Source organism: Ruania halotolerans (assembly GCF_021049285.1).
Classification (GTDB): domain Bacteria; phylum Actinomycetota; class Actinomycetes; order Actinomycetales; family Beutenbergiaceae; genus Ruania; species Ruania halotolerans.
On sequence record NZ_CP088017.1, the window covers coordinates 2,569,394 to 2,589,686 of the forward strand.

General features: G+C 69.8%; 19 protein-coding genes. 9 read left to right on the top strand and 10 right to left on the bottom strand.

Annotated elements, in window-relative coordinates:
* Positions 1-48 precede the first annotated feature (48 nt).
* Positions 49-702 carry a peptide deformylase gene (def, locus tag LQF10_RS11365; RefSeq protein ID WP_231063960.1) on the top strand — a complete coding sequence of 218 codons (654 nt, stop codon included), beginning with the start codon at positions 49-51 and terminating at the stop codon, positions 700-702.
* Here def and LQF10_RS11370 read toward each other — a convergent pair.
* The 4 genes from LQF10_RS11370 to LQF10_RS11385 form a co-directional block, all read right to left on the bottom strand.
* Positions 687-1,361, bottom strand: a complete 675-nt coding sequence (locus tag LQF10_RS11370) for a response regulator (protein ID WP_231063961.1) — start codon at positions 1,359-1,361, stop codon at positions 687-689. The two genes, def and LQF10_RS11370, sit on opposite strands and share 16 nt — an antisense overlap.
* Entirely contained in the window at positions 1,358-2,491 is a 1,134-nt protein-coding gene (locus LQF10_RS11375) for a sensor histidine kinase (RefSeq protein WP_231063962.1), read from the bottom strand. Before LQF10_RS11375 ends, LQF10_RS11370 begins: the two co-directional genes overlap by 4 nt.
* 20 nt (positions 2,492-2,511) lie before the next feature.
* Positions 2,512-3,084, bottom strand: a complete 573-nt coding sequence (locus LQF10_RS11380; RefSeq protein ID WP_231063963.1) for a DUF2306 domain-containing protein — start codon at positions 3,082-3,084, stop codon at positions 2,512-2,514.
* Positions 3,085-3,254: 170 nt separating this feature from the next.
* Positions 3,255-4,445 carry a neutral/alkaline non-lysosomal ceramidase N-terminal domain-containing protein gene (locus LQF10_RS11385; protein WP_231063964.1) on the bottom strand — a complete coding sequence of 397 codons (1,191 nt, stop codon included), beginning with the start codon at positions 4,443-4,445 and terminating at the stop codon, positions 3,255-3,257.
* A gap of 121 nt (positions 4,446-4,566) precedes the next feature.
* On the opposite strand from LQF10_RS11385, the gene LQF10_RS11390 reads away from it, so the two are divergent.
* A complete protein-coding gene (locus LQF10_RS11390) occupies positions 4,567-5,343 on the top strand; it encodes an alpha/beta hydrolase (protein WP_231063965.1) in 777 nt (258 codons plus the stop codon).
* A 68-nt stretch (positions 5,344-5,411) separates the two neighbouring features.
* Complete coding sequence (locus tag LQF10_RS11395) at positions 5,412-6,083, top strand: DedA family protein (protein WP_231063966.1); 672 nt, start codon at positions 5,412-5,414, stop codon at positions 6,081-6,083.
* Here LQF10_RS11395 and LQF10_RS11400 read toward each other — a convergent pair.
* From LQF10_RS11400 to LQF10_RS11410, 3 genes are read right to left on the bottom strand one after another with little or no spacing between them, the layout of a single operon-like run.
* Positions 6,070-6,747 (bottom strand): response regulator transcription factor, encoded by a 678-nt coding sequence (locus LQF10_RS11400; protein ID WP_231063967.1) that lies wholly within the window; start codon positions 6,745-6,747, stop codon positions 6,070-6,072. The two genes, LQF10_RS11395 and LQF10_RS11400, sit on opposite strands and share 14 nt — an antisense overlap.
* A 59-nt stretch (positions 6,748-6,806) precedes the next feature.
* On the bottom strand, positions 6,807-8,087 hold the full coding sequence (locus LQF10_RS11405; protein WP_231063968.1) for a sensor histidine kinase: 1,281 nt from the start codon (positions 8,085-8,087) through the stop codon (positions 6,807-6,809).
* Complete coding sequence (locus LQF10_RS11410) at positions 8,084-9,412, bottom strand: acyltransferase family protein (protein ID WP_231063969.1); 1,329 nt, start codon at positions 9,410-9,412, stop codon at positions 8,084-8,086. Before LQF10_RS11410 ends, LQF10_RS11405 begins: the two co-directional genes overlap by 4 nt.
* Before the next feature lie 182 nt (positions 9,413-9,594).
* Between LQF10_RS11410 and LQF10_RS11415 the strand changes: the two genes are divergently transcribed.
* From LQF10_RS11415 to LQF10_RS11435, 5 genes are all read left to right on the top strand, one after another.
* Positions 9,595-10,581, top strand: coding sequence for a quinone oxidoreductase family protein (locus tag LQF10_RS11415; protein ID WP_231063970.1), 987 nt, complete (start codon positions 9,595-9,597; stop codon positions 10,579-10,581).
* Positions 10,582-10,587: 6 nt separating this feature from the next.
* Positions 10,588-11,751, top strand: a complete 1,164-nt coding sequence (locus LQF10_RS11420) for an MFS transporter (RefSeq protein ID WP_231063971.1) — start codon at positions 10,588-10,590, stop codon at positions 11,749-11,751.
* Positions 11,752-11,818: 67 nt separating this feature from the next.
* A complete protein-coding gene (locus tag LQF10_RS11425) occupies positions 11,819-12,157 on the top strand; it encodes an ArsR/SmtB family transcription factor (protein ID WP_231063972.1) in 339 nt (112 codons plus the stop codon).
* Between the two features lie 3 nt (positions 12,158-12,160).
* Positions 12,161-12,667 (top strand): SRPBCC family protein, encoded by a 507-nt coding sequence (locus tag LQF10_RS11430; RefSeq protein WP_231063973.1) that lies wholly within the window; start codon positions 12,161-12,163, stop codon positions 12,665-12,667.
* Positions 12,667-13,287 (top strand): dihydrofolate reductase family protein, encoded by a 621-nt coding sequence (locus LQF10_RS11435; protein ID WP_231063974.1) that lies wholly within the window; start codon positions 12,667-12,669, stop codon positions 13,285-13,287. Before LQF10_RS11430 ends, LQF10_RS11435 begins: the two co-directional genes overlap by 1 nt.
* Before the next feature lie 74 nt (positions 13,288-13,361).
* On the opposite strand, the gene pheT is transcribed toward LQF10_RS11435, so the two are convergent.
* Together pheT and pheS are read right to left on the bottom strand one after the other, a co-directional pair.
* Positions 13,362-15,989, bottom strand: coding sequence for a phenylalanine--tRNA ligase subunit beta (gene pheT, locus LQF10_RS11440; protein ID WP_231063975.1), 2,628 nt, complete (start codon positions 15,987-15,989; stop codon positions 13,362-13,364).
* Complete coding sequence (gene pheS / locus LQF10_RS11445; protein ID WP_231063976.1) at positions 15,989-17,068, bottom strand: phenylalanine--tRNA ligase subunit alpha; 1,080 nt, start codon at positions 17,066-17,068, stop codon at positions 15,989-15,991. Before pheS ends, pheT begins: the two co-directional genes overlap by 1 nt.
* A gap of 298 nt (positions 17,069-17,366) precedes the next feature.
* Here pheS and LQF10_RS11450 point away from each other — a divergent pair, with 298 nt between their 5' ends.
* A complete protein-coding gene (locus LQF10_RS11450; RefSeq protein WP_231063977.1) occupies positions 17,367-18,314 on the top strand; it encodes a PfkB family carbohydrate kinase in 948 nt (315 codons plus the stop codon).
* Here LQF10_RS11450 and LQF10_RS11455 read toward each other — a convergent pair.
* The gene (locus LQF10_RS11455; RefSeq protein WP_231063978.1) at positions 18,311-20,275 is read right to left on the bottom strand and encodes a DUF5107 domain-containing protein; all 1,965 of its coding nucleotides are present in this window, start codon (positions 20,273-20,275) and stop codon (positions 18,311-18,313) included. The genes LQF10_RS11450 and LQF10_RS11455 overlap by 4 nt on opposite strands.
* Positions 20,276-20,293: the final 18 nt, after the last annotated feature.

Genomic DNA, 20,293 nt, shown 5'->3' on the forward strand with positions numbered 1-20,293 from the left:
GTGACGGCAAGCGCAACTGGACGCTCGATGTGCGGAAGAATGCTCGGCATGAACGAACGCAGCACCACCATCGTGCAGGGCTCCGAGATCGCCGACTATCCCGAGATCCCGCCGCAGGCTCGGCGTGGCCGCGCGCTGCGCGTGACCGAGATCGGCGAGGATGTGCTGCACCGCCGCTGCCGGGACGTGACTGACTTCGGCACCGACGAACTGACCACCCTGGTGGACGACATGTTCGCCACCATGCTGGTGGCCGAAGGCGTGGGCCTGGCCGCGAATCAGGTGGATGTGGATCTGCGTCTGTTCGTGTACGACCTCACGGACTCCGACGGCGTTCGGTACGTGGGTCATGTGGCCAACCCTGACGTGGAGGTACTCGACCTCGAGACGGAGGAGAACGAAGAGGGGTGCCTCTCGGTCCCGGGTCCGGGCGCCGATCTGTTCCGTGCCCTCCACGTGCGCCTGCGCGGGGTGGACATCGCCGGTGCACCCGTGGAGATGACGGCACATGGCTATCTGGCACGATGCTTCCAGCACGAGACCGACCACCTCAATGGTCGGTTGTACGTGGACCTGCTCAGCAAACGGGTGCGCAAGCGGGTGCTGCGGGACATGGAGGATATGCGCGAGGAGGTGCTCGACCGCCGGGACGAGGTCAGTGCCGTCCACGGCAAGGAACCGGCGATCTACTCCGGCCGCTGACCGAGGCCGCGCTCGGCCGCCCAGATCGCCAGTTCGACTCGATTCCGGGCGTCCAGCTTGGCCATCAGGCTCGCGATGTGGGTCTTCACCGTGCTCAGCGAGATATGCAGTTGGCCGGCAATCTCGGTATTGCCCAGACCGCGGGCAACGGCGGCCAGCACATCGTCCTCACGTGCGGTGAGCGGTGCTGTCGGAGCGTTCGCCGTGCTCGGCGACGGCGTACCGGTAGGCGGCCCGGCGAACCTGGAAATCAGGCGGACCGTCACAGCGGGATCGATGAGCGCATCACCCCGGGCCGCGGCATGGACCGCCTCGTTCAGCATCGCGGGGCCAGCATTCTTGAGCAGGAACCCGCGCGCACCATGGCGCAGCGCGGCGTAGACGTACTCATCGAGATCGAAGGTGGTGATGACCACGACCGGGATCGGGTCGACGACACCTGCCGCCGCCAACTCACGGGTGACCTGCAGGCCATCGGCTCGGGGCATGCGGATGTCCACCAAGCACACGTCCGGGTGTAGCTCGCGTGCCAGGGTCACGGCCTGGACACCGTCCTCGGCCTCGGCAATCACCTCGATTCCGGGCTGGGCGTCGAGGATCATGCGCAGCCCAGTGCGGACGATCTCCTGGTCGTCGGCCACCAGCACGCGTATGCTCATTCCGGCGATCCTGTCAGCGGGAGGGCGGCCGTGACGATCCAGCCGCCGGTCTGACCGGGACCTGCAATGCACCGACCGCCGAGCAGGGCGGCACGTTCGGTCATCCCGGCGATGCCGTAGCCCCGTGACGGCGGATCGTGGGTCAGCCGGCCGTCGTCGCTGATCTCCAGGTGCACCGCGAGAGCATCAATACGCAGCGTCAGCAGGGCTCGAGTCGCGCCCTGGGCGTGGCGGCGAATGTTCGTCAGAGCTTCTTGGGCGATGCGGTAGGTAGCGGCGCCTACGTGCGGTGAAACCGCCGCCTCGTTCCCGGTGATCGTGACCTCGACCGGCACGGTGGTGCCCGACCGAGCGAGCGTGCTCAGATCGGCGATTCCTGGTAGCGGCGCGAGCTCTGGTTCGTCCTCGCGGCGCAGGATCCGCACGATCGAGCGCATCTCGTCGAGAGCGCGGGACGCTTCTTCCTCGATCACCTGCAGGGCGTCGGTGGCCGCGGCAGGATCGCTGGCCGCGGCAGTGCGTCCCGCCTGGGCCCGGATCGCGATCGCCGAGACGTGGTGGGCGACCGTGTCGTGCAGATCGCGTGCCAGCCGCTCGCCTTCGAGGAGGCGTACCCGTTCCAGCTCGCGGGCACGGGAACTTGCCCGCCAACGGAAGGCCAGACCGAGGGTGCTGGTGGTGAGGACGACGGCTGCTGAGCCCCAGGCGTCGACCCAAGGGGCGGCCCCCACAGCACTTGGCGCGAGTACCGCGATAGCCAGCAACACGGCACCGGCGAGTACCGAGCGGACGCTCCCCCACCGCGGCACTGTATACACCAACACCAGCAGATACGCCGCGGAGACCAGGGCGAGGTCGGTCGAGATCAGTTGCCCGGCAACAATGCCTGCGCCGAGTGCCGTCGTGAGAACCGCCGTCGGATACCGACGCCGCCACAGGGTGGCGGGGAGCACGGCCACCAGCAGCACAGCCCACGGCCACTGCGATGGGATGTCGGTGCGCAGTAGTGTCTCGACCGCAACGAGGACTGGGACGATGGCCAGCAGTGCCCAGTCACGCCACACCCGCTGAGGCGGCCGGGGATCTGCAGCCGGCGCGTTCCACCACGAGCGGACCCCGCGCCTGTCCATGCCCCCATCATAGGGAGGCTTCACCTGCGTGCCGATCGCCGGATCACGATCTCGGCGATCACCATGTTGATGGCCCAGCCGGCTGTCATGAGCACGGTGGTCATGATGGTCCCGGGCATGCCGAGGGCGAGGGTCCACGGCAGGAATGTGAACACCTGGGTACCGGCGCCGAGGGCGATTGCGTACGCCCGGATCATCCACGCTCGATGCACACGGACGTTCCGCCGGCGGATTGCCAGTAGCCCGATCACGAGGCCGGCCACCATCAGCGCACCGACAATGACCCGGACGGCGGCGAGAGATGTCCCATTGCTTTCTGGCATCTCGTAGGTGATGGCCATCCATATACCCGAGAGCGCGGAGATCAGGCCCGCCGGAACGAGCACCCGGCCGGCGTACCGGTGCCAACGCTGCTGCCGCAGCGATGGGACGAACTGCGCGGCACCGAGAAGCAGGTACAGGGTGGACCCGACGATGTGCGCCACGATAGGGATAGGGGCATCGAAGAACCGGGCGTTCGCTGCGGTGACCGTGGCGCCAGATGCGAGTTCGCTCACGCGCAGCGCGCCATTGAGTACCGGGACCAGGGCCATGAAAAGAAGGCCAGCCGGAATCATCCATCCGGGCTGGCGGCGACGGTGAGGTGCGGGACGGTGAGCAGTCGACGTCGATGCTGGTGTGGGGGCCATATCTCGATCGTTGCGGTGCTCCAGCACCCGGCACATCGGTCATTCGGGTCGAACGAGGTCGGCCATTCGGCCGATCAGTGCCGCGCGGCCGTGACGGTCTCCACGGCAGCGCCGGCGACCCGTTCGGCGCAGCCGGGTGCAAATGGGGCGGGCATCGCGTAGTAGCGGTGTGCGTCGAGCACCTCGTAACCACCGTGGGCGTACTCGCCCGACGGCGGAAGGTAGCCGGGGACATCATCGGCGTAGCCGGCTATGAGTACCCGTTCGCCGACGCTCGCCTCGATCTGCGCCGCGGTCTCCAGGAACGGCTCACCAGGGAGGAACACGATGGGGACGCCGAGGTCGAGTGCGGTGATGTGCCCGGTCCAGGGTGCCGGATCATCCGGTACTCCGGCGATCGCCCAGTCGATCCACGCTTGTAGCACGCGCGCCAGGCCCGCTTCGGCTGTGCGCTGCTGCGCGCGCCAGCTGCGTACCTGCGCCGCTCGCTCAGCGGCATCCGGGCGAGCGAACGGAAGCAAGACCTGCCTGCGGACGCACCGGACGCCGTCGGCCCGCACCGGTTCCTCCTCTGCCGCGAGCGCCACGGCGGCCAGGTGACGGCCGATCCGGTCGGCTGCGCTCGGCGTTCGGTCCCCCGGTCCGGACTCCGCGTAGGAGGCCTCTGCAGGATCACCAGTGTTGACATCGCCTGCAGCGCCGGTGAGGAAGACGCACACACTGCCGGGGTGAGCCTGCTCCATCGCCGCCCGCAGCGCCCCGGGATAGTCCGCGGCGATGAGGCGGTTCGACGCGTCCAGGACGACGGGGTGGCACGGGTAGCTCACCAGATCGGCGATCACCAGGTCCCCTGCCCGCAGCGTCAGCCGCCACACCGGTGGATCGATCGCCCGGTCGGGATGGCGGCGGTTGCGGGCCACCTCAGCGCCATACCCTCGCGCGAGCCGCCCCTCGCACGGTCTCCGGGAGGAGGCTGCCTCCTCGACGGCGCGGATGGCGGCGACCACGAGGGCCTCATGCACCCGGGCATCGTGGCCACCGACCCGACCGAAGGCAACGCACGGGCCGGCGTGCGTATGTGTGGCCGTCACCACGCAGGTTCGCACCCAGCTACGGACGGCGGCCGTGATCTGCTCCGAGGTACGGGCATGGACGGCGCACACGTCCAGCGCAACGATCGCGACGTCGTCGATCACGAGCGCCCGCACCGAGGTGGGTTGGTGGACACCAAGACTCGGACCGGCTCGCCCGGCGTACCCGGACATGGGAGTTCCCGCCGGCACCGGGACAGTGCGTACTGACGCTCCCGCATGCACGCCGCTGACGTCCTCTCCGTGATGTGAGCCGCCCCAGAGGCGGTGTTGGCCAGAGGATACGCTGCGCCGCATGTCGAACACGATCGCTCGCGTCCCACTCGTTCTTGCTCCAGGTGCCACCGAGCTACTGACCGCGGGAGCGGCAGGATTCATACTCGCGCTCGCCGGCGGCGGGTACGAGAATCGCAGTGATCACGAGGGCTCGGGCACGGCCGAGTGGCTGACCGCGCAGGGCATCGCGGCCGGGCACCTGGACTACCCGGTGGCACCGGCCCGCTATCCAGACGCCCTCGACCAGGTGCTGCTCGCCCTCGCCGATCTGCGAGCCGGGATGTATGGCCAGGTCAGCGGTCCGATCGGCGTGATCGGGTACTCCGCCGGTGGCCATCTCGCCGGAACTGTCGCCACGGCCACGGACGCTGAACGAGCGGCGCTGGCGGTGCGCGAAGGAGTCACACCTGCCACGCTGGCCCGACCCGATCTGGTCACGATGGGCTACCCCGTGTTCTCCCTGGTGGGACGAGCCCACGTGGGTTCGCGGCTCAACCTGCTCGGTCCGGACCACGCCGAGGAACTTGCGTATGCGCTGAGTGTCGAGAACCGCGTGGATTCTGCCGCTCCCCCGGCGTTCGTGTGGCACACCGCAGACGACACCACCGTCCCCGTGGAGAACACGCTCGCCGCCGTCTCAGCATGGCGAGCGGCCCGGGTGGACGTGGAGGCGCACGTGTACCCGAACGGCGTGCACGGGGTCGGCCTGGCGCTCGGCGAAGCCGGATCCGTGGCAACCTGGTCGCAGCAGTGGCTGCGTTGGCTCAACGGTCAGGGCGTCCGACCGGCGGCCTGACCGGCTCGCCGGAGGCACCCTGAGTCCCCGGCGGTCAGGTTCCGGGTCTGGTCGGGGTGATCCCCGATGTGGCAGCCCTGTCCAACCGGTTGGCTGAGGGCATGGACGCCTTCCTCGCAGGTCTCGCCGATCAGTTCGGTCCGTTGATGCTCATCCTGGGCGGAGTGTTCGCGTTCGCCGAGTCCGCCCTCGGCCTGGGGATCGCGTTCCCCGGCGAGACGGCAGTACTTGCGTTGGGTGCAGCGACCACGACAGGAAGCGACGTGGCCTGGGCGCTGGGTGTGGTCGCCGTCGGGGCCTGCCTGGGCGACCATGTGGGCTATCTGATCGGACGGCGGCTCGGGCCCGCGCTGCGGGAGAGCGCCCTGGTGCGCCGCGTGGGGGTACGACACTGGGACTCCGGCACGCGCATGATGGGCACGTACGGCATGTGGGCGATCGCCGGATCGCGCCTCTTGCCCGGTGTGCGCACGGTCGTGCCAGCGGTCGCGGGTGCGGCGGGCCTGGGATACCGCAGCTTCGTCCTCGGCTCGGTACTCGGCGCGGCGAGCTGGTCCAGCCTCTGGGTGGGTGCGGGGGCGACCGCCCGCAACGCGCTCCCCGAGATGGCTCGCACACTCGGGACAGCCGGGTGGATCGCTGTCGGCGCCATCGCACTGGCCGCCGCGGTCGTGCTCCTGGTGGTGCGGCAGCGACGCCGCCGCGCGCGACGCCTAGCCGACGCCGTCACGCACCGGTGACCGGTGCACCGGTGCGGTCCGAGGCAGCCTCGCGCAACCAGGTCAGCACGGCCAGTACCCGCCGGTGATCGTCCGTGGACGGCGGGAGGTCAAGCTTGTCGAAGATCGACGACACATGCTTCTCCACGGCCTTTGCGGTGACCACCAGTTTCCGCGCGATCGCCGCGTTGGTCCGCCCCTCGGCCATCAGGCCGAGCACTTCCCGTTCCCGTGGGGAGAGCCGTTGCACGGGGAGCGGGCGCCTCGCCGCAAACAGCTGGGCCACAACGGTGGGGTCGAGCACGGTGCCGCCCGCGACCACCCGGTCCAGGGCGTCGGTGAGCTCGGCCAGGTCAGCGACCCGATCCTTGAGGAGATAACCCACCCCACCGCCGCTGACCAGCAGATCGTCCGCATAGGACCCCTCCACGTACTGGGAGAGCACGAGCACTGCCGTTCCCGGCGCCTCGGCGCGAACCGTCAGCGCCGCGCGGAGGCCCTCGTCGGTGTACGACGGGGGCATCCGGACGTCGAGGACGGCCACGTCCGGGCGGTACTCGCGGACAGCACGCACAAGCGAGTCGCCATCACCGACGGCGGCGACTACCTCACAGTCTGCCTCCTGTAGGAGTCGAACGAGTCCTTCCCGGAGTAGCACCGAATCTTCGGCCAGGGCGACTCGCATGCTGCGATCGTAGCCGGGACGTGGTGCACTCCGCGCTGGAGCACACCACGTCCGGACTCTCAGATGATGGCGACGACCCGAGTCCCCTCGCCGTCCGGGCTGATCACCTGCAGCCGCGCGTCGATACCGGCGAGCCGGTCCACCAGTCCCGCGAGCCCGTGACCCTTGCCCACGTGCGCACCGCCGACACCGTCGTCGCTGATCTGCACCACCAGCGCGCCCTCATCGGTGATCGAGACCGACACCCGCACGTGCGTGGCGCGGCTGTGCTTGGCTGCGTTGGCGAGTGCCTCCGTGGTCACGAAGTACGCAGCGGACTCGCGCGCCGCGGTGAGCCTCTGGTCCGGTTCGAGGGCGACGTCGAGCTCCACCGGGATCGGCGATTGCGCCGCGACCGCCGAGATCGCTGCACGCAGGCCGCGGTCGGCAAGCACTGGGGGCGCGATGCCACGGGAGAGTGCTCGCAATTCGTCCAGACTGGCCTGGACCTGTCCGATCGCCTCACCGATCAGCGCTCCGGCGGCGTCCGGATCTTGCTCAGCCAGCCGGCGGCGGGCGGACTGCAGGTCCATGCTCATCCGCACCAGTCGCTGCTGCGGACCATCGTGGATGTCCCGCTCGATCCGGCGCAGGGTGTCCGCCTCGGCTCCGACGACGGCAGCACGGGACTGGGTCAAGGACTCGATCTGTTCACGGAGCGCGGCGGTGGATGTTCCACCGAGGGTGATCCGCGCCAACGCTCGGTGCACGGCAACCAGACCGCGGATCACCCAGGGCGCGCTGACCAGCAGGAGTACGCCGGCCACGGTGTTCAGCACGATGTCTGCAGCGCGCCCGGGGAAGCCGAGCAGGTCAGCCAGCCCGCTGCTGCTCTCGGGCAGGAACCGCTCCCAGACGACGTACAGCGCCGTACCGGCACCCACCACCCACCACACCACGGCGATCACGAAGGTGGCGATCGAGACCGGAAAATGTAGCAGCCCGTAGAGGAGATCGAGCCAACTCTGCCCGTGCCTGAGCCGGGTCAGGATGCGGCGCACTCCACGTTCGGAGGTCTGGAACTCACGGGTGCGGGGTACCGGGTGCCCGAGCGCAGCAAGGCGGCGCCGTTCCACGTTGCCCAGCCCGTGGCTCGCGGCCAGCGCCACAGCCATCACCGGCAACCCCAGCAGGGTGACGAGCAGCCCTGCACTGATGGAGATCCCCGCGACGAAGACCACGAACCCGGCGATCGCCAGTGGCAGGCTGAGCAGCAGGTAGCCCGTCTCGCGACCGGCACGGCGCAGCAGGGAGGTTCGTGCCACACCATCGGCCTCGGCGGGCTTCTCGACGGCGCTCATGCGCTCAGCCTGCCGGTCCGCGCCTGCGATGACCAAGTCAATGGAGCTCCCAGCAGGAGCACCCCTGCAGCAATGGCCACCGTGGCCACGATCGGAGCCGCGAGATCCGGTCTGAACCCGTTCAGGGTGAGCCCGAGGAGCCCAAACGCCACGAGCAGCGACGCCCCAACGACTTGGGCGGGTGCAACAGGGGCCGAGGGCAGGACGAATCGCTCCACTCGGGCCGCGAGACGTACCAGCACAATCAGCATGACGGACAGCAGGGTCAACCACAGCGGCAGTTGTGTGAACCACATGCCACTGCCCGGCTCAGGGGTGTGCTGCCCGAAGCCCAGTACGGCCACACCGGCCACCAGCACGAGCGCCGGCGTGTGCCACAGGTAGATCGTCATCGCCGAGGAGGATGCGCGGCTCAGACCCCGGGCCACCGGACGTCGGGCCGCCCAGAGGGTAATCATCGGCCGCATCCAGAGGGCGAGACCGAGCTGCCCGGCCGCGAGGGCGAGCAGGACGGCTGCCGGTGGGTTCATATTGGACACTGCGTCCCCCGGCATGCCGATCATGGAGAGCGGGTACGGGCCGAAGGTGACCGCCAGGGCTGTTCCGGTGAATCCCGCTGCGGCGAGGGCGAGGGCACGCCTGCCGCGGACGGCTGTGAGCCTGCCGGAACCGTAGTGCACACCGAACTGGTGCACCGCTCCCCAGATGAGGATCACGTTCGCGTATCCCAGCCAGGACGCATCGGTGGAGAACCGGAGCACATCCACGACCACCGCGCCCAGGGCAAGCACCGCCACCTCCCGGCCGCGCCAGGTATCGGCGAGCCGGAGCATCAGAGGGCTGGCCATGGTGATCAGGACATAGGCGGCGAGGAACCAGAGCAGCGCCCCGACCAGGCGTGCGGCCGTGATCACCGGCTCGGCCGGCACACCGAGGGTGAGCAGGAGGTGTGGTCCGGGAAGCCACACCGCAGCGAGTCCGAGGACGGGCACGGCGAGTCGGCGGACCCGGTCCGCCACCCAACCGGAGTCGGAGACTGCGCCCTGGGCTCGGCGTCGGCGCAGGCTGATCGCGGCAGCGGCACCGCCGGCGAAGAAGATCAACGGCATCACCTGACTGATCCAGGTGATCATCCAGCCGAGATCGGCCGAGAGGGCGTTGCCGGTGTGCAGTTGCCCGTCCTTGTACGCGATCACGGGCATCAGCCAGTGCTGGAGGACGACGAGGACGATCGCGAACACGCGGAGGGTGTCGACGAAGCCGTCCCGGGAGACGGAGTGTTCCGGGGGGACCGATGTTCTCGGCCCGGTCAGGGTTGTGGTCATGCCTTCCAGCCTGCTGTCGCAGGATGCCTCGGGACACGGGTGCCTCCCGGTCTCTCACAGGTGGGGGTAGCCCCACCCGCCGTCTGCCGATCGCCACCGAACGGACGGACATGACGTCCGGCTCCGCAGCATGCGGTGAGGCGTGTGCCTTCCACCGTTGATTCCGGACATAGATTGGGGTGATGCATGCGATGGTGGCCCGCGAGCCGGGCGGACCCGAGACCCTGACCCTCGTCGATAGGACGGTGCCGGAGCCCGGACCTGGCCAGGTGCTAGTCCGCACTGAGGCGATTGGGATCAACTTCATCGACACCTATCACCGTTCGGGTGTGTATCCGATGGACTTCCCGCTGACCCCAGGCGGAGAAGGGTCCGGCGTGGTGAGTGCCCTGGGTCCCGGGGTGGACACGGTCGCCGTCGGAGATCGGGTGGCCTGGGCTGCCAGCGCTAGCGGGAGCTACGCCGAACAGGTGCTCGTGGACGCCGCCCAGACCCTTCCGGTGCCCGATGACCTGGACGCCGAGACGGCGGCCGCGATCCCACTGCAAGGGATGACGGCACACATGCTCGTTGACGGCGTCACCCGCCTGGGGCCCGGGCAGACCGTACTGCTCACCGCCGGTGCCGGCGGGGTGGGCCTGCTGCTCACCCAACTCGCCGTGGCACGTGGCGCACGGGTCATCACGACTGTCTCCTCCGGTTCCAAGGCTGAGCTGTCCCGTGCCGCCGGGGCGGCCGAGGTGATCCGCTACGACCAGTTCGACGACCTCCCCGCCGAGTTGCCCGCCCGGGTGCGCGAGCTCACCGACGGCGACGGCGTGCAGGTGGCCTATGACGGCGTCGGCAAAGACACTTTCGACGCCTGCCTGGCGAGCGTGCGCCGCCGGGGGATGCTGGTCCTGTTCGGCGGGGCGAGCGGTCAGGTGCCACCTTTCGACTTGCAACGGCTGAACCAGGCGGGCTCGCTATTCGCCACCCGCCCGAAACTGTTCGACTACATCGCCGACCCGGCCGAGCTGGCGTGGCGAGCAGGCGCCGTGTTCGACGCCGCCGCCACGGGCGCGCTGAACGTGCGGATCGGCGCCCGGTACCCACTCGCCGACGCCGCCGACGCCCACCGCGCCCTCGAAGGACGCCAAACCACGGGGAAGGTCCTGCTGATCCCGTGATGCTCGGTGAATAGGCAGCTTGGCGCCGGGTTAACCGTTGCGCTCGGCCTCCTCGTGCTGTGCTCCTTCGGTACCTGGTACTACGGCTACGGCGTGCTGATCGAGCCGATTGCACGGGAGACCGGCTGGAGCCAGACCACGCTCACCAGCGCCTATGGGGTGGCGCTGCTGCTGGTTGGGGTTGGTTCAGTCTTTGCCGGGCGGGCCAGTGACCGGTTCGGCCCGCACCTGGTGCTCGTGGTCGCGGCCGGGTGCACGCTGGCAGCCAGCGGGGTCGCCGCGTCAGCGAGCAGCCCGGCGGTGTTCTTGGCGGGTGCGATCCTCACCCAAGCGTGCGTGGGGGCAGTCGGCTATTACGCGTTAGCGCACGCGATCATTGCCCGTGTGGCCCCGAAAGGGCGCACGCGGGGGATCACCCGGAACACCCTCTTCGGGGCCTTCGCGAGCACCGTTTTTCTACCGGTGATGGCCTGGTCGGCCACCCAGTGGGGTTGGCGGCCCACGATGATGGCGGCCGGGTGTGTGGTTGCAGCCGCGATGCTGTGGACGGCTGCCCTGGTGCGCCACCTCGGTGGGGCGGACGGCTCCGGTGCCAGCCTGCTCGGTGGGCTCGCCTACGCGATCCGCGACGCGCGGTTGCGGCGGTTGCTCGCCCTCGGGGTGGTCGGCGGAGCGATGATGTCGGTGCTGCTGCTCTTCCAGGTGCCGGCGATGGTGGAGGCCGGGCTGACCCTCGCGATGGCGTCGGCGTTGGCTGGTGCCCGAGGAGCGTTCCAGATCGCCGGCCGGCTGCCACTGCCGTGGGTCCTCGACCGCGTTCCGCACCGGCTGGTGGTGCGGGTGTGCCTGCTGCTGTTCGGCTTGCCAGCGCTGCTGCTGCCGTTCTCGGATTCGATGACGGCGGCCATCGCCTTCGTGGTGTTGGCCGGGATCGGGGTGGGCACCTTCTCCACGATGGAAAGCGTGTACACGGTGGAGTTCGTGGACGCCCGGTCCGTCGGCCTGATGCTCGGTGCGTACGCGCTCGCACGCGGCGTCGGTTCGGCCGTCGGACCCACCCTGGCCGGGTGGACGGTGGATGCCTTCCAGACCCGGGTTCCGGTGCTGATCGCACTGGCCGTACTGGCCCTGCTGGCCGTGGTGCTGGTCCCCCGGCCGGTGGAGCGCTGATCACCTCCCATGAAGACCGCCTGACTCCCTGCCTTGACGCATTCCGATATGGGAATACGATTGGTCCATGGCACGCGCAGCAACGACATCGGACGTCTTCAACGCGATCGCCGAACCGCAACGCCGGGACATCCTCGTGCTGTTGCGGGCGGGTGAGCGGCCGGTGACCGAACTGGCCCAGGAGCTGGGCATCAGCCAGCCCGGGGCGTCCAAACACCTCCGGGTACTCCGGGAGGTCGGGCTCGTCCAGGACCGCAAGGCCGGCAAGCAACGCCTGTACGGCCTTGATGCCCGCGGGCTGCGACCAGTCCATGAGTGGACCGGCGGCTTCGAGCAGTTCTGGAACGAGAGCTTCGACCGCTTGGACGCGTACGTACAAGACCTGAAACAGCAGAGGCAGGAGTAGCAGATGAGCACATCCGGACAAGCAATGCCGGGTCCGTCGGCAACAGCCGACCGCGAGATCGTGATCGACCGGTTGATCGACGCACCACGAGAGCTGGTGTTCGAAGCGTTCACGCAGGTGCGGCACCTCTCCCAGTGGTGGGGCCCTGAGGGCTTCACCACCACCACGCGGGCGTTTGAGTTCCGCGTCGGCGGAGTGTGGGACTTCGTGATGCACGGACCGGACGGGACGGACTACCCCGAGTGGATCACCTGGACCGGGATCGCCGCGCCGGAGCGGATCGAGCTGCTCCACGGCGAATCGCGGGACGACCCGAACGCCTTCGAGACGGTGCTGACCTTCATGCCCGACGGCGCGGCGACCCGGATCGAGATGTGCACCGTGTTCCCCACCAAGGAACTGCGCGACGAGGCGATCGAGAAACACGGCGCGATCGAGGGTGGCCGGCAGACCCTGGGCAACCTGGCTTCCTATGTCGCAGAATTCGTTCACAAGGGAGCGCAGGGCTGATGGCCGCACAGGTGTTCTTCAGCGTGTCGATGTCACTGGACGGGTTCATCGCACCCGAGTCACCCGAGGAGCTGATGGGGCGGCAGTGGATGGAGCTGCAGCAGTGGGTGTTCCGGCAGCGGCACTTCCGCGAGAACCTCAAGCTCGGGAAGGGTGGTGAGGAAGGGCGCGACAATGACATCGTGCGGGAGGCCTATCGACGCACCGGCGCGAGCGTGATGGGCAAGCGCATGTTCGACGCCGGTGAGCACGCGTGGCCGGACGAGGCGCCGTTCCACACGCCGGTCTTCGTGGTGACCCGCGAGCAGCGGGACCCCTGGGAGCGCCCGGGTGGGACGACCTTCCATTTCGTCAACGACGGCATCGAGTCCGCGCTCGATCAGGCCCGCGAGGCGGCCGGCGACCGGGACGTCCGCATCGCGGGCGGCGGCGCCACGATCCTGGAGTACGTGAACGCCGGTCTGGTCGACGAGTTCTCGATCGCGCTGGCACCGGTGCTGTTCGGCGCCGGAATCCGCCTGTTCGAGGGCGTGGATGCGGCCCGCGTGGCCCTGGAGCAGGTCCGCGCGGAGCCATCGTCGAGGGTGACGCACCTGACCTACGCTGTCCGGGAGCGGTAGCTGTCTCGAACAGAACTCGGCGTTCCCCCGCCCGCCTGCCGCCTCCGCGAGGGGGACAGGCGGGCGGGGGTACCTCAGCTGCGCAGCTCGGCTCCGTGCCGCTGGCCCGCCAACGCCACGACGGCGTCCCGCACCTTCGCCGAGTCCTCCGCCTTGAGCGTGCGGTCAGGCGCGCGCAGGCGTAGCGAGAACGCCAGTGACACACGGCCCTCACCGAGGGAGGCACCGGCGTAGGAGTCGAACAGACGCACCTCCTCAGCCAATTCACCGGCACCCTCGCGGACGGTGGCGAGCAGGTCGGCCGCGGGAACGTCGTCGGAGACCACCAGGGCGATGTCCTCCTTGGCGGCTGGGAAGGTGGAGAGAGCCCGGAACTGATTCGGGTCCTGCGGCGCCGCATCAAGCAAAGCCGCGAGATCGATCTCGAGCGCCACGGTCCGGGGCGGAAGGTCGAGCCCTTGGGTCACCTTCGGGGCCAACTCGCCGGCCCACCCGACAACCGTGCCGTCAGTCAGGCCGAACCGGGCGCACCGGCCCGGATGCCAGGGAGCCGTATCAGCATCCGCGGTGACCGTCACCGGGACCCGGAGGAGCTCGGCCACCCGGCGGACCAGGTCGATGGCATCGGCATAGTCGGCCGGCCGGGCGCTCGTATGCACAGAGGCTGGTACCCGGTTCCCCGTAAGCACGGCAGCCAGGTGTAGCGGCTGGTCCGGGACGGCCGCCCGGACGGCATCCAGATCGGCATCGCTCGGGCGGACTCCCAGTGCCGGCAGCGGGGAGACGTGCCCACCGCCGTCGGGAAGGGTGACCAGGCCGAGTTCGTAGATGGCCAGGTCGGTCAGTCCGCGGCCGATATTCCGCACGGCGGCGTCCACGAGAGTCTCCAGCACCGTGGTCCGCATCAGCGGTTGCGCCTCGGAGAGCGGATTTGCCAGCCGCACGGAGCGGCGCCGGGCGTCATCGGCGGGAAGGCCGAACTCGTCGCGTCGCTCGGCAGCGACGAACGGGTAGGTGAGCACCTGCACCAGTCCGGCGTCAGCGAGCAGGTCGGCCACTCGCCGACGGGATCGTTGGCGCAGCGTGAGGCCGCGCCCTGGCGGCGCCGCGGGGAGCACGGAGGGCACCTGGTCATATCCCTGCAGCCGGATGACCTCCTCGACCAGGTCGGCGGGCACCTGCAGGTCGGGGCGCCAGGTCGGCGGGGTGACCTGGAGGGTCAGCGTGCGGCGCGCACGACGCCCCGTCTCGCCGTCTCCCTCGGCAGGGTCCTCACCGACCGTGACCTCGGCACCGAGACTACGCAGCGTGTCGGCCACGGTCTCGCTGCTGTACTCCACACCGGCGGTCCGGCCGGGCAGGGCCGCGTCCAGGGCGATTGGTTCCCGTGCGCTCGTCTCGTTCACGTCGGCCACGGCCGGATCCGCGGTGCCGCCGCCGAGCTCGATCAGCAGGTCCACCACAAGCTGCGCCGCGATGCCAGGCAGGGCCGGGTCCACGCCGCGTTCGAACCGCTTGGCGGCCTCACTGGGCAGCTTGTGCCGACGGGCAGTGCGAGCCACGGTGATCTGATCGAAGTGCGCGGCCTCCACGAGGATGTCCGTGGTGGACTCGCTCACCTCGGTTTCGGCGCCCCCCATCACCCCGGCAAGGCCGAGAATCCTCGAGCCCGGACCCGTGGGCGAGTCGGTGATGAGCAGGTCCTCGGGGTCCAGGGTGCGGGTGACGTCGTCGAGTGTGGTGAGCTTCTCCCCCGCCCGCGCGCGACGCACCACGATCGGGGCGGCCAGCGTGGCGAGGTCATAGGCGTGCAACGGCTGACCAAGATCGAGCATCACATAGTTGGTGATGTCCACGGCGAGGGAGATCGGGCGCATCCCGGCCTGCCGGAGGCGGGTGGCCATCCAGCCCGGGGTCGCCGCTGTGGGATCCACACCGCGCACGATCCGGGCCACGAACCGGTCACAGCCGGGCACGCCGTGGATCGGGGCGTCGTCGGCGAGGTTGATCGCGAAGCCGTCCTCGGTAGCGGCCGGCGGCGGGCTGGCCGACCCCACCGGGCCGACCAGGCCAGGGTCGGTGAACGGCGCACCGGTGGAGTGGGCGTACTCCCGCGCGATCCCGCGCATGGAGAAGCAGTACCCGCGGTCCGGGGTGACGTTGATCTCCAGGATCTCCTCCCCCAGTCCGAGCAGGGTGAGTGCGTCGGTGCCGGGTGCGGGCGGGTCGGTCAGAACGATGATGCCGTCGTGGTCCTCCCCCAGCCCGAGCTCGGCGGAGGAGCAGATCATCCCGTCGGAGATGTGCCCATACGTCTTCCGGGAGGCGATGGCGAAGTCACCGGGCAGCACGGCACCGGGCAGGGCGACCACGACGGAATCGCCGGGGGTGAAGTTGTGCGCACCGCAGACGATGCCGCGTGGCAGCACCTCTTCGGAGCCCTGCGCACCCTCGGGGGCGGAGTCCGGGGCGTGCTCGGCGCCGACGTCGACCAGGCACCAGTTGATCGTCTTGCCGTTCTTCTGCTCCTCGGGCGTCACCTGGAGCACACGGCCGACCACGAGTGGCCCGCTGACGCCGGAGGTGTGGATCGTCTCCTCCTCCAGGCCCACCCGGACCAGGTCGGCGGCAAGCTGCTCGGCGGTGGTCCCGGTGGGGACCTCGGTGTGTTCACGCAGCCAGGGCAGCGGAATGAGCGGCATCAGCGCACCCCTTCCTGGGAGAAGCGGATATCGCCCTCGATGATGTCGTGCATGTCCTCAATCCCGTGCCGGAGCATCAGTGCGCGTTCGATTCCCATCCCGAAGGCGAATCCGGAGTAGATGTCCGGGTCCACACCGCAGGCGCGCAGGACGTTGGGGTTGACCATGCCGCAGCCGCCCCATTCGATCCATCCCGGTCCGCCCTTCTTCGCGGGGAACCACAGGTCCATTTCGGCGCTGGGTTCGGTGAACGGGAAGAACGAGGGGCGCAGGCGGGTCTTCGCCTCGGGGCCGAACATGGCCCGGGCGAAGTGGTCCAGAACACCAGTGAGGTTCGCCATGGTCAGGCCCTTGTCGACGGCGAGCCCCTCCACCTGGTGGAAGACGGGGGTGTGCGTGGCGTCGAGCTCATCGGTGCGGAACACCTTGCCGGGGCAGGCGATGTAGACCGGGAGGTCCCGCTCGAGCAGGGTGCGTGCCTGCACCGGGGAGGTGTGGGTACGCAGCACCAGGTGGTCCGGTGCGGCAGCGTCCAGCACGCCGTCACTCCCGGCGTTGCCGGGCGCGACGAAGAAGGTGTCCTGCATCTGCCGGGCCGGATGGTCCGGGCCGAAGTTCAGCGCGTCGAAGTTGAACCACTCGTGCTCGAGTTCGGGACCTTCGGCGATCTCCCAGCCCATCCCGACGAAGAAGTCGGCCACCTCGTCCATGACCACGTCCAGGGGGTGGCGGGCACCGCGCGGGATCCGCTGCGGGGGGACGGTGACGTCGACGGCCTCGGTGCGCAGCACCTGGGCGTCGCGCTCGATCTCCAGCTCTTCCTGGCGGGTGGCAATGGCCTTGTTCAACCGGCCTCGGCTCTGCCCGAGCAGCTTGCCGGCGGTGGCCTTGTCTGCGGGCTCGAGGCTGCCGATCTCGCGGTTCGCGAGCGCCAGGGGGCTCTTGTCACCGGTGTGCGCGATGCGGGCAGCCTTCAGCGCGTCGAGATCGTCAGCGGCGGCGACGGCTGCCAATGCGGCATTGAGCGCTGCGCCGACGCCGTCGGGATCGAGCGGGGAGGGAACTTCAGGGGTGGACATGCCTGCCTTCCTCAAGGTGTGCGGACCACAGTGGAGTCTAGAGGGCGCGTCGTAGCGCCCGCGTGCCCGCTCAGGCAGCTCAGCGCGGCACGTGTGGTCGACTCAGTGCGCGTGCGTCAGCCCGGCGGGCTGGATAAATCGGCACGTGAGCATGCGAGCGAGTCTGCCACATCACCACCACCACGCCCACCGAAATTGCTCGTCGATAGGGCAGGTTCAGCAGCAGGCGAATCGGCGGCGGAGTCCCGGGCGGGCGGCGTGAGAGGCTCCGTCCACCAGGTCTATCGAGAGGATCGCCATGTCACGCAGACCGGATCCGGGCACCGTCGTCTCGGGCACAGTTGTCTGCTGTGGCCTGACCACGCTGGATGTCACCCAGGTCGTGAACCGGTTGCCGATGCCGAACGAGAAGATCGTGGCCTCTGAGGCGCGGCTCGCCGTCGGAGGACCGGCCGCGAACGCTGCGCTCACCGCCGCTGCGCTCGGTGCGCCAACCATCCTGGTGACCGCGCTCGGGTCCGGACCGCTGGCCGATATCGCTCGTGCCGAACTGATGGCGTGGGGCGTCATCGTCGAGGACGTGGGCGCCACCGGCCCGGGCGGCCGTGCCGCCACTGCCGGTCCCCCGATCTCCACGGTGCTGGTCACCGCCGGAACGGGCGAGCGCGCTGTGGTCTCCACGAACCTTCGCCGGCCGCCAGGCGGACCAGAGTTCGCCCCAGCACCCATGCCCGAGGCTCGACTCGGCGAGATCCTCGACGGCGCAGGGTCCGTGCTCGTGGACGGTCACCTGATCCCCACCTCGATCGAGCTCTGCGCGGCGGCCCGCGACCGCGGTATCCCCACGCTGGTGGACGGCGGGTCGCATAAGCCCGGGTTGGCCGAACTACTCGCGCAGGTGGACGCCGCATTGCTCTCCGACGACTTCACCTGGCCCGGCGAGCACGACCCTCTCGATGCGGTCGCCGCTCGCGGACCATCGCTCGTGGCGCAGAGCCGGGGCGGCGATCCGATCGTGGTGCACAGCACATCCGGTGGGCGGACCGAGGTCCCGGTGCCCCAGATCCTCGCGAACGAGATCGTGGACACCCTCGGCGCCGGGGACGTGCTGCACGGTGCCTGGGCGTATGCCGTGGCCACGGGACGGTGGGCAACCGGCACCGATGCGATCACCGACGCAGCCTCGGTGGCGAGCCGATCGGTCCGCTTTCCCGGCGCCCTCGGGTGGGCGGGGATCAACCGCTAGAACATCCGGTAGTCGTACGAGGCCGGGACGGGGTCCTCGGGGAACGCGGCCAGCCACAGGTCGGAGAGCTCCCGCTCCCCTTCCCGCAGATCCGGCACCTCGATCCCTTCGCGCAACAGGGACCGGGTGAGCGCGGCACCTGCGGCGCTCCCCTCGCTCCAGGCAGCCCGGGCTCGCAGCAGTCGCACCCGTCCCAGTGCGCGCACACGGCCGCTCGCCTGCTCGGCCACCTCCAGGGCCACAGCCGGCCGACCCGCAGCCAGGGCCGCCGTCATCGCCTCGATCAGCACCGTCCGCTCCGTCGCTGAGCCGAGCACCCCCTCGCTCTGCCAGGCACTGACGAACAGATCCAGGGCCTGATCGCGCTCGCCCCGCTCGGCCGCAAGCTGCGCCACGCCGCGCAGCGCCCACGCGGTGGGTGCGTGCTCGAGGGAGGACAGGTACCAGGACTCGGCCTCGTGCAGCGCGCCGCGACTATGGGCAAGGACGCCGAGGTGGTAGTCCCGCGCCCAGCAAGGTTCGACGTCGCCGAGTGCAACCTCCCAGTGCGCTCCGGACACGTACGAGGCAGGGGGCCGACCTGGGTCGGCGTCGGCAAGGGCGGGGCTGGCAGCGCTCGGGTCCTCCAGCATCGCGGCCCAGGGCGCGCTGTCACCATCGAGCATGTCGCGGGTGAATGGGGTGCCGGGTGCCACGGCGAGGTCGCGGCGGCCGTGCGCAGCGGCCATCACCTCGAGGGCGCCCCAGCCGGAGCCAATCCCGAGACGTTCCTGCGGTGCACAGTCGGCCACCGCCCGCGCCTCCGCGAGAGTCTGGTCTGGATCGGGAAGCAGCCGTGCGGCCGCCTGCCCCACATGCCCGACGGCGGCCGCCCAGTCTTCGCCGTGCGCCACCGACGCGTCGGCGTCAGCATCCCCGTAGACCTCCACCCAGTCCCACTGCGTGCCCGCAGGCATGGCCACGTGCTCGAACTGCGTCGGCAGCAGTCCGGCCTGGATCTCCAGGTACCGGCCACCGGTGGGGCTGAGCCAGTCCTGCCAGTGCGCGCCGCCGGTGGAGGCGCCCCAGCAAAACAACTTCCGCCCACGCAGCCGTTCGGAGGACACCTGGAGCAGGCCGTGCCCGTCCCCGGCGACGGCCGCGACCCAGGGCAGCTCGCCGTCGGCGATATCGAAGAAGTAGTCCGCGGCCTTGGGTGAACGGGCAGACCAGGTGACGTCCGCGCCGTCGTGCCTCGGGACGCTGACCCGGCGGACCGGACCCGCACCGGCTGTGGCGAATGCGGAATGGGCGGGGGCGAGTACCCGGACGTCCGCGGCCTCGGGAACGGCGGCGTTGGACCACCAGTACATCGGCACAGCGGTGGCGCCGGGGTTCTGGATCCGCACGTAGACGTGCAACCCGGCGCTGCCGCGCGGTAGCCACAGATCGACCTGGAACGCCACGCCCCGCAGGCGATCCCACTCCCACAGGCGAAGGCGAGGAACGCCGTCGGGGCCGGTGACCTGAGCAGCGTGCACCGGTGCCATGGTGTGCGCAGCGTGCCCCTTGGTGCCGATGTTCCATTCGACGCCGCCGGCGAACCAGGCGTTGCGCAGCGCCAAGTTCGCCGGCTGCAAGGCGCCGTTGGCGTAGAGCAGTTCCCGGCCGGTCCGCACCTCCTGCAGCGACCAAAGCCGCCCGCCCAGGCCGGGCACCACGGTGGCACGCAGCACCCCGTTGTCGAGCACCACGGTGTCCAGCGTCAGCTCCGTCCGGTCCCGGCCGTACCGGTCCTGCTGCAGCGAGGGGTGCACCGAGCGGGGCCGGTCCAGCCGGGCCCGCTCGTGCATCGCCGGTGGCAGATCGTCGGCGAGGGTGAAGCCGCCCTCGATCAGCTCGTTCGGGTGCGGGAGCGGGTCGGTGTGCGGGAGCGTTCCGGGCAGGGTGAGGGTGGATCGGCGCAGCGCGGGTTCTGACATCAGCACAGGCTAACGAGT

Bases quoted from the DNA above. Each gene is read 5' to 3' on its own strand.
- LQF10_RS11390 (WP_231063965.1), top strand. From the start codon at position 4,567: ATGTCGAACACGATCGCTCGCGTCCCACTCGTTCTTGCTCCAGGTGCC.
- LQF10_RS11425 (WP_231063972.1), top strand. From the start codon at position 11,819: ATGGCACGCGCAGCAACGACATCGGACGTCTTCAACGCGATCGCCGAA.
- pheS (WP_231063976.1), bottom strand. From the start codon at position 17,068: ATGTCCACCCCTGAAGTTCCCTCCCCGCTCGATCCCGACGGCGTCGGC.
- LQF10_RS11370 (WP_231063961.1), bottom strand. From the start codon at position 1,361: ATGAGCATACGCGTGCTGGTGGCCGACGACCAGGAGATCGTCCGCACT.
- LQF10_RS11385 (WP_231063964.1), bottom strand. From the start codon at position 4,445: ATGTCCGGGTACGCCGGGCGAGCCGGTCCGAGTCTTGGTGTCCACCAA.
- def (WP_231063960.1), top strand. From the start codon at position 49: ATGAACGAACGCAGCACCACCATCGTGCAGGGCTCCGAGATCGCCGAC.
- LQF10_RS11410 (WP_231063969.1), bottom strand. From the start codon at position 9,412: ATGACCACAACCCTGACCGGGCCGAGAACATCGGTCCCCCCGGAACAC.
- LQF10_RS11375 (WP_231063962.1), bottom strand. From the start codon at position 2,491: ATGGACAGGCGCGGGGTCCGCTCGTGGTGGAACGCGCCGGCTGCAGAT.
- LQF10_RS11400 (WP_231063967.1), bottom strand. From the start codon at position 6,747: ATGCGAGTCGCCCTGGCCGAAGATTCGGTGCTACTCCGGGAAGGACTC.
- LQF10_RS11430 (WP_231063973.1), top strand. From the start codon at position 12,161: ATGAGCACATCCGGACAAGCAATGCCGGGTCCGTCGGCAACAGCCGAC.
- LQF10_RS11415 (WP_231063970.1), top strand. From the start codon at position 9,595: ATGCATGCGATGGTGGCCCGCGAGCCGGGCGGACCCGAGACCCTGACC.
- LQF10_RS11435 (WP_231063974.1), top strand. From the start codon at position 12,667: ATGGCCGCACAGGTGTTCTTCAGCGTGTCGATGTCACTGGACGGGTTC.
- pheT (WP_231063975.1), bottom strand. From the start codon at position 15,989: ATGCCGCTCATTCCGCTGCCCTGGCTGCGTGAACACACCGAGGTCCCC.
- LQF10_RS11455 (WP_231063978.1), bottom strand. From the start codon at position 20,275: ATGTCAGAACCCGCGCTGCGCCGATCCACCCTCACCCTGCCCGGAACG.
- LQF10_RS11380 (WP_231063963.1), bottom strand. From the start codon at position 3,084: ATGGCCCTGGTCCCGGTACTCAATGGCGCGCTGCGCGTGAGCGAACTC.
- LQF10_RS11450 (WP_231063977.1), top strand. From the start codon at position 17,367: ATGTCACGCAGACCGGATCCGGGCACCGTCGTCTCGGGCACAGTTGTC.
- LQF10_RS11405 (WP_231063968.1), bottom strand. From the start codon at position 8,087: ATGAGCGCCGTCGAGAAGCCCGCCGAGGCCGATGGTGTGGCACGAACC.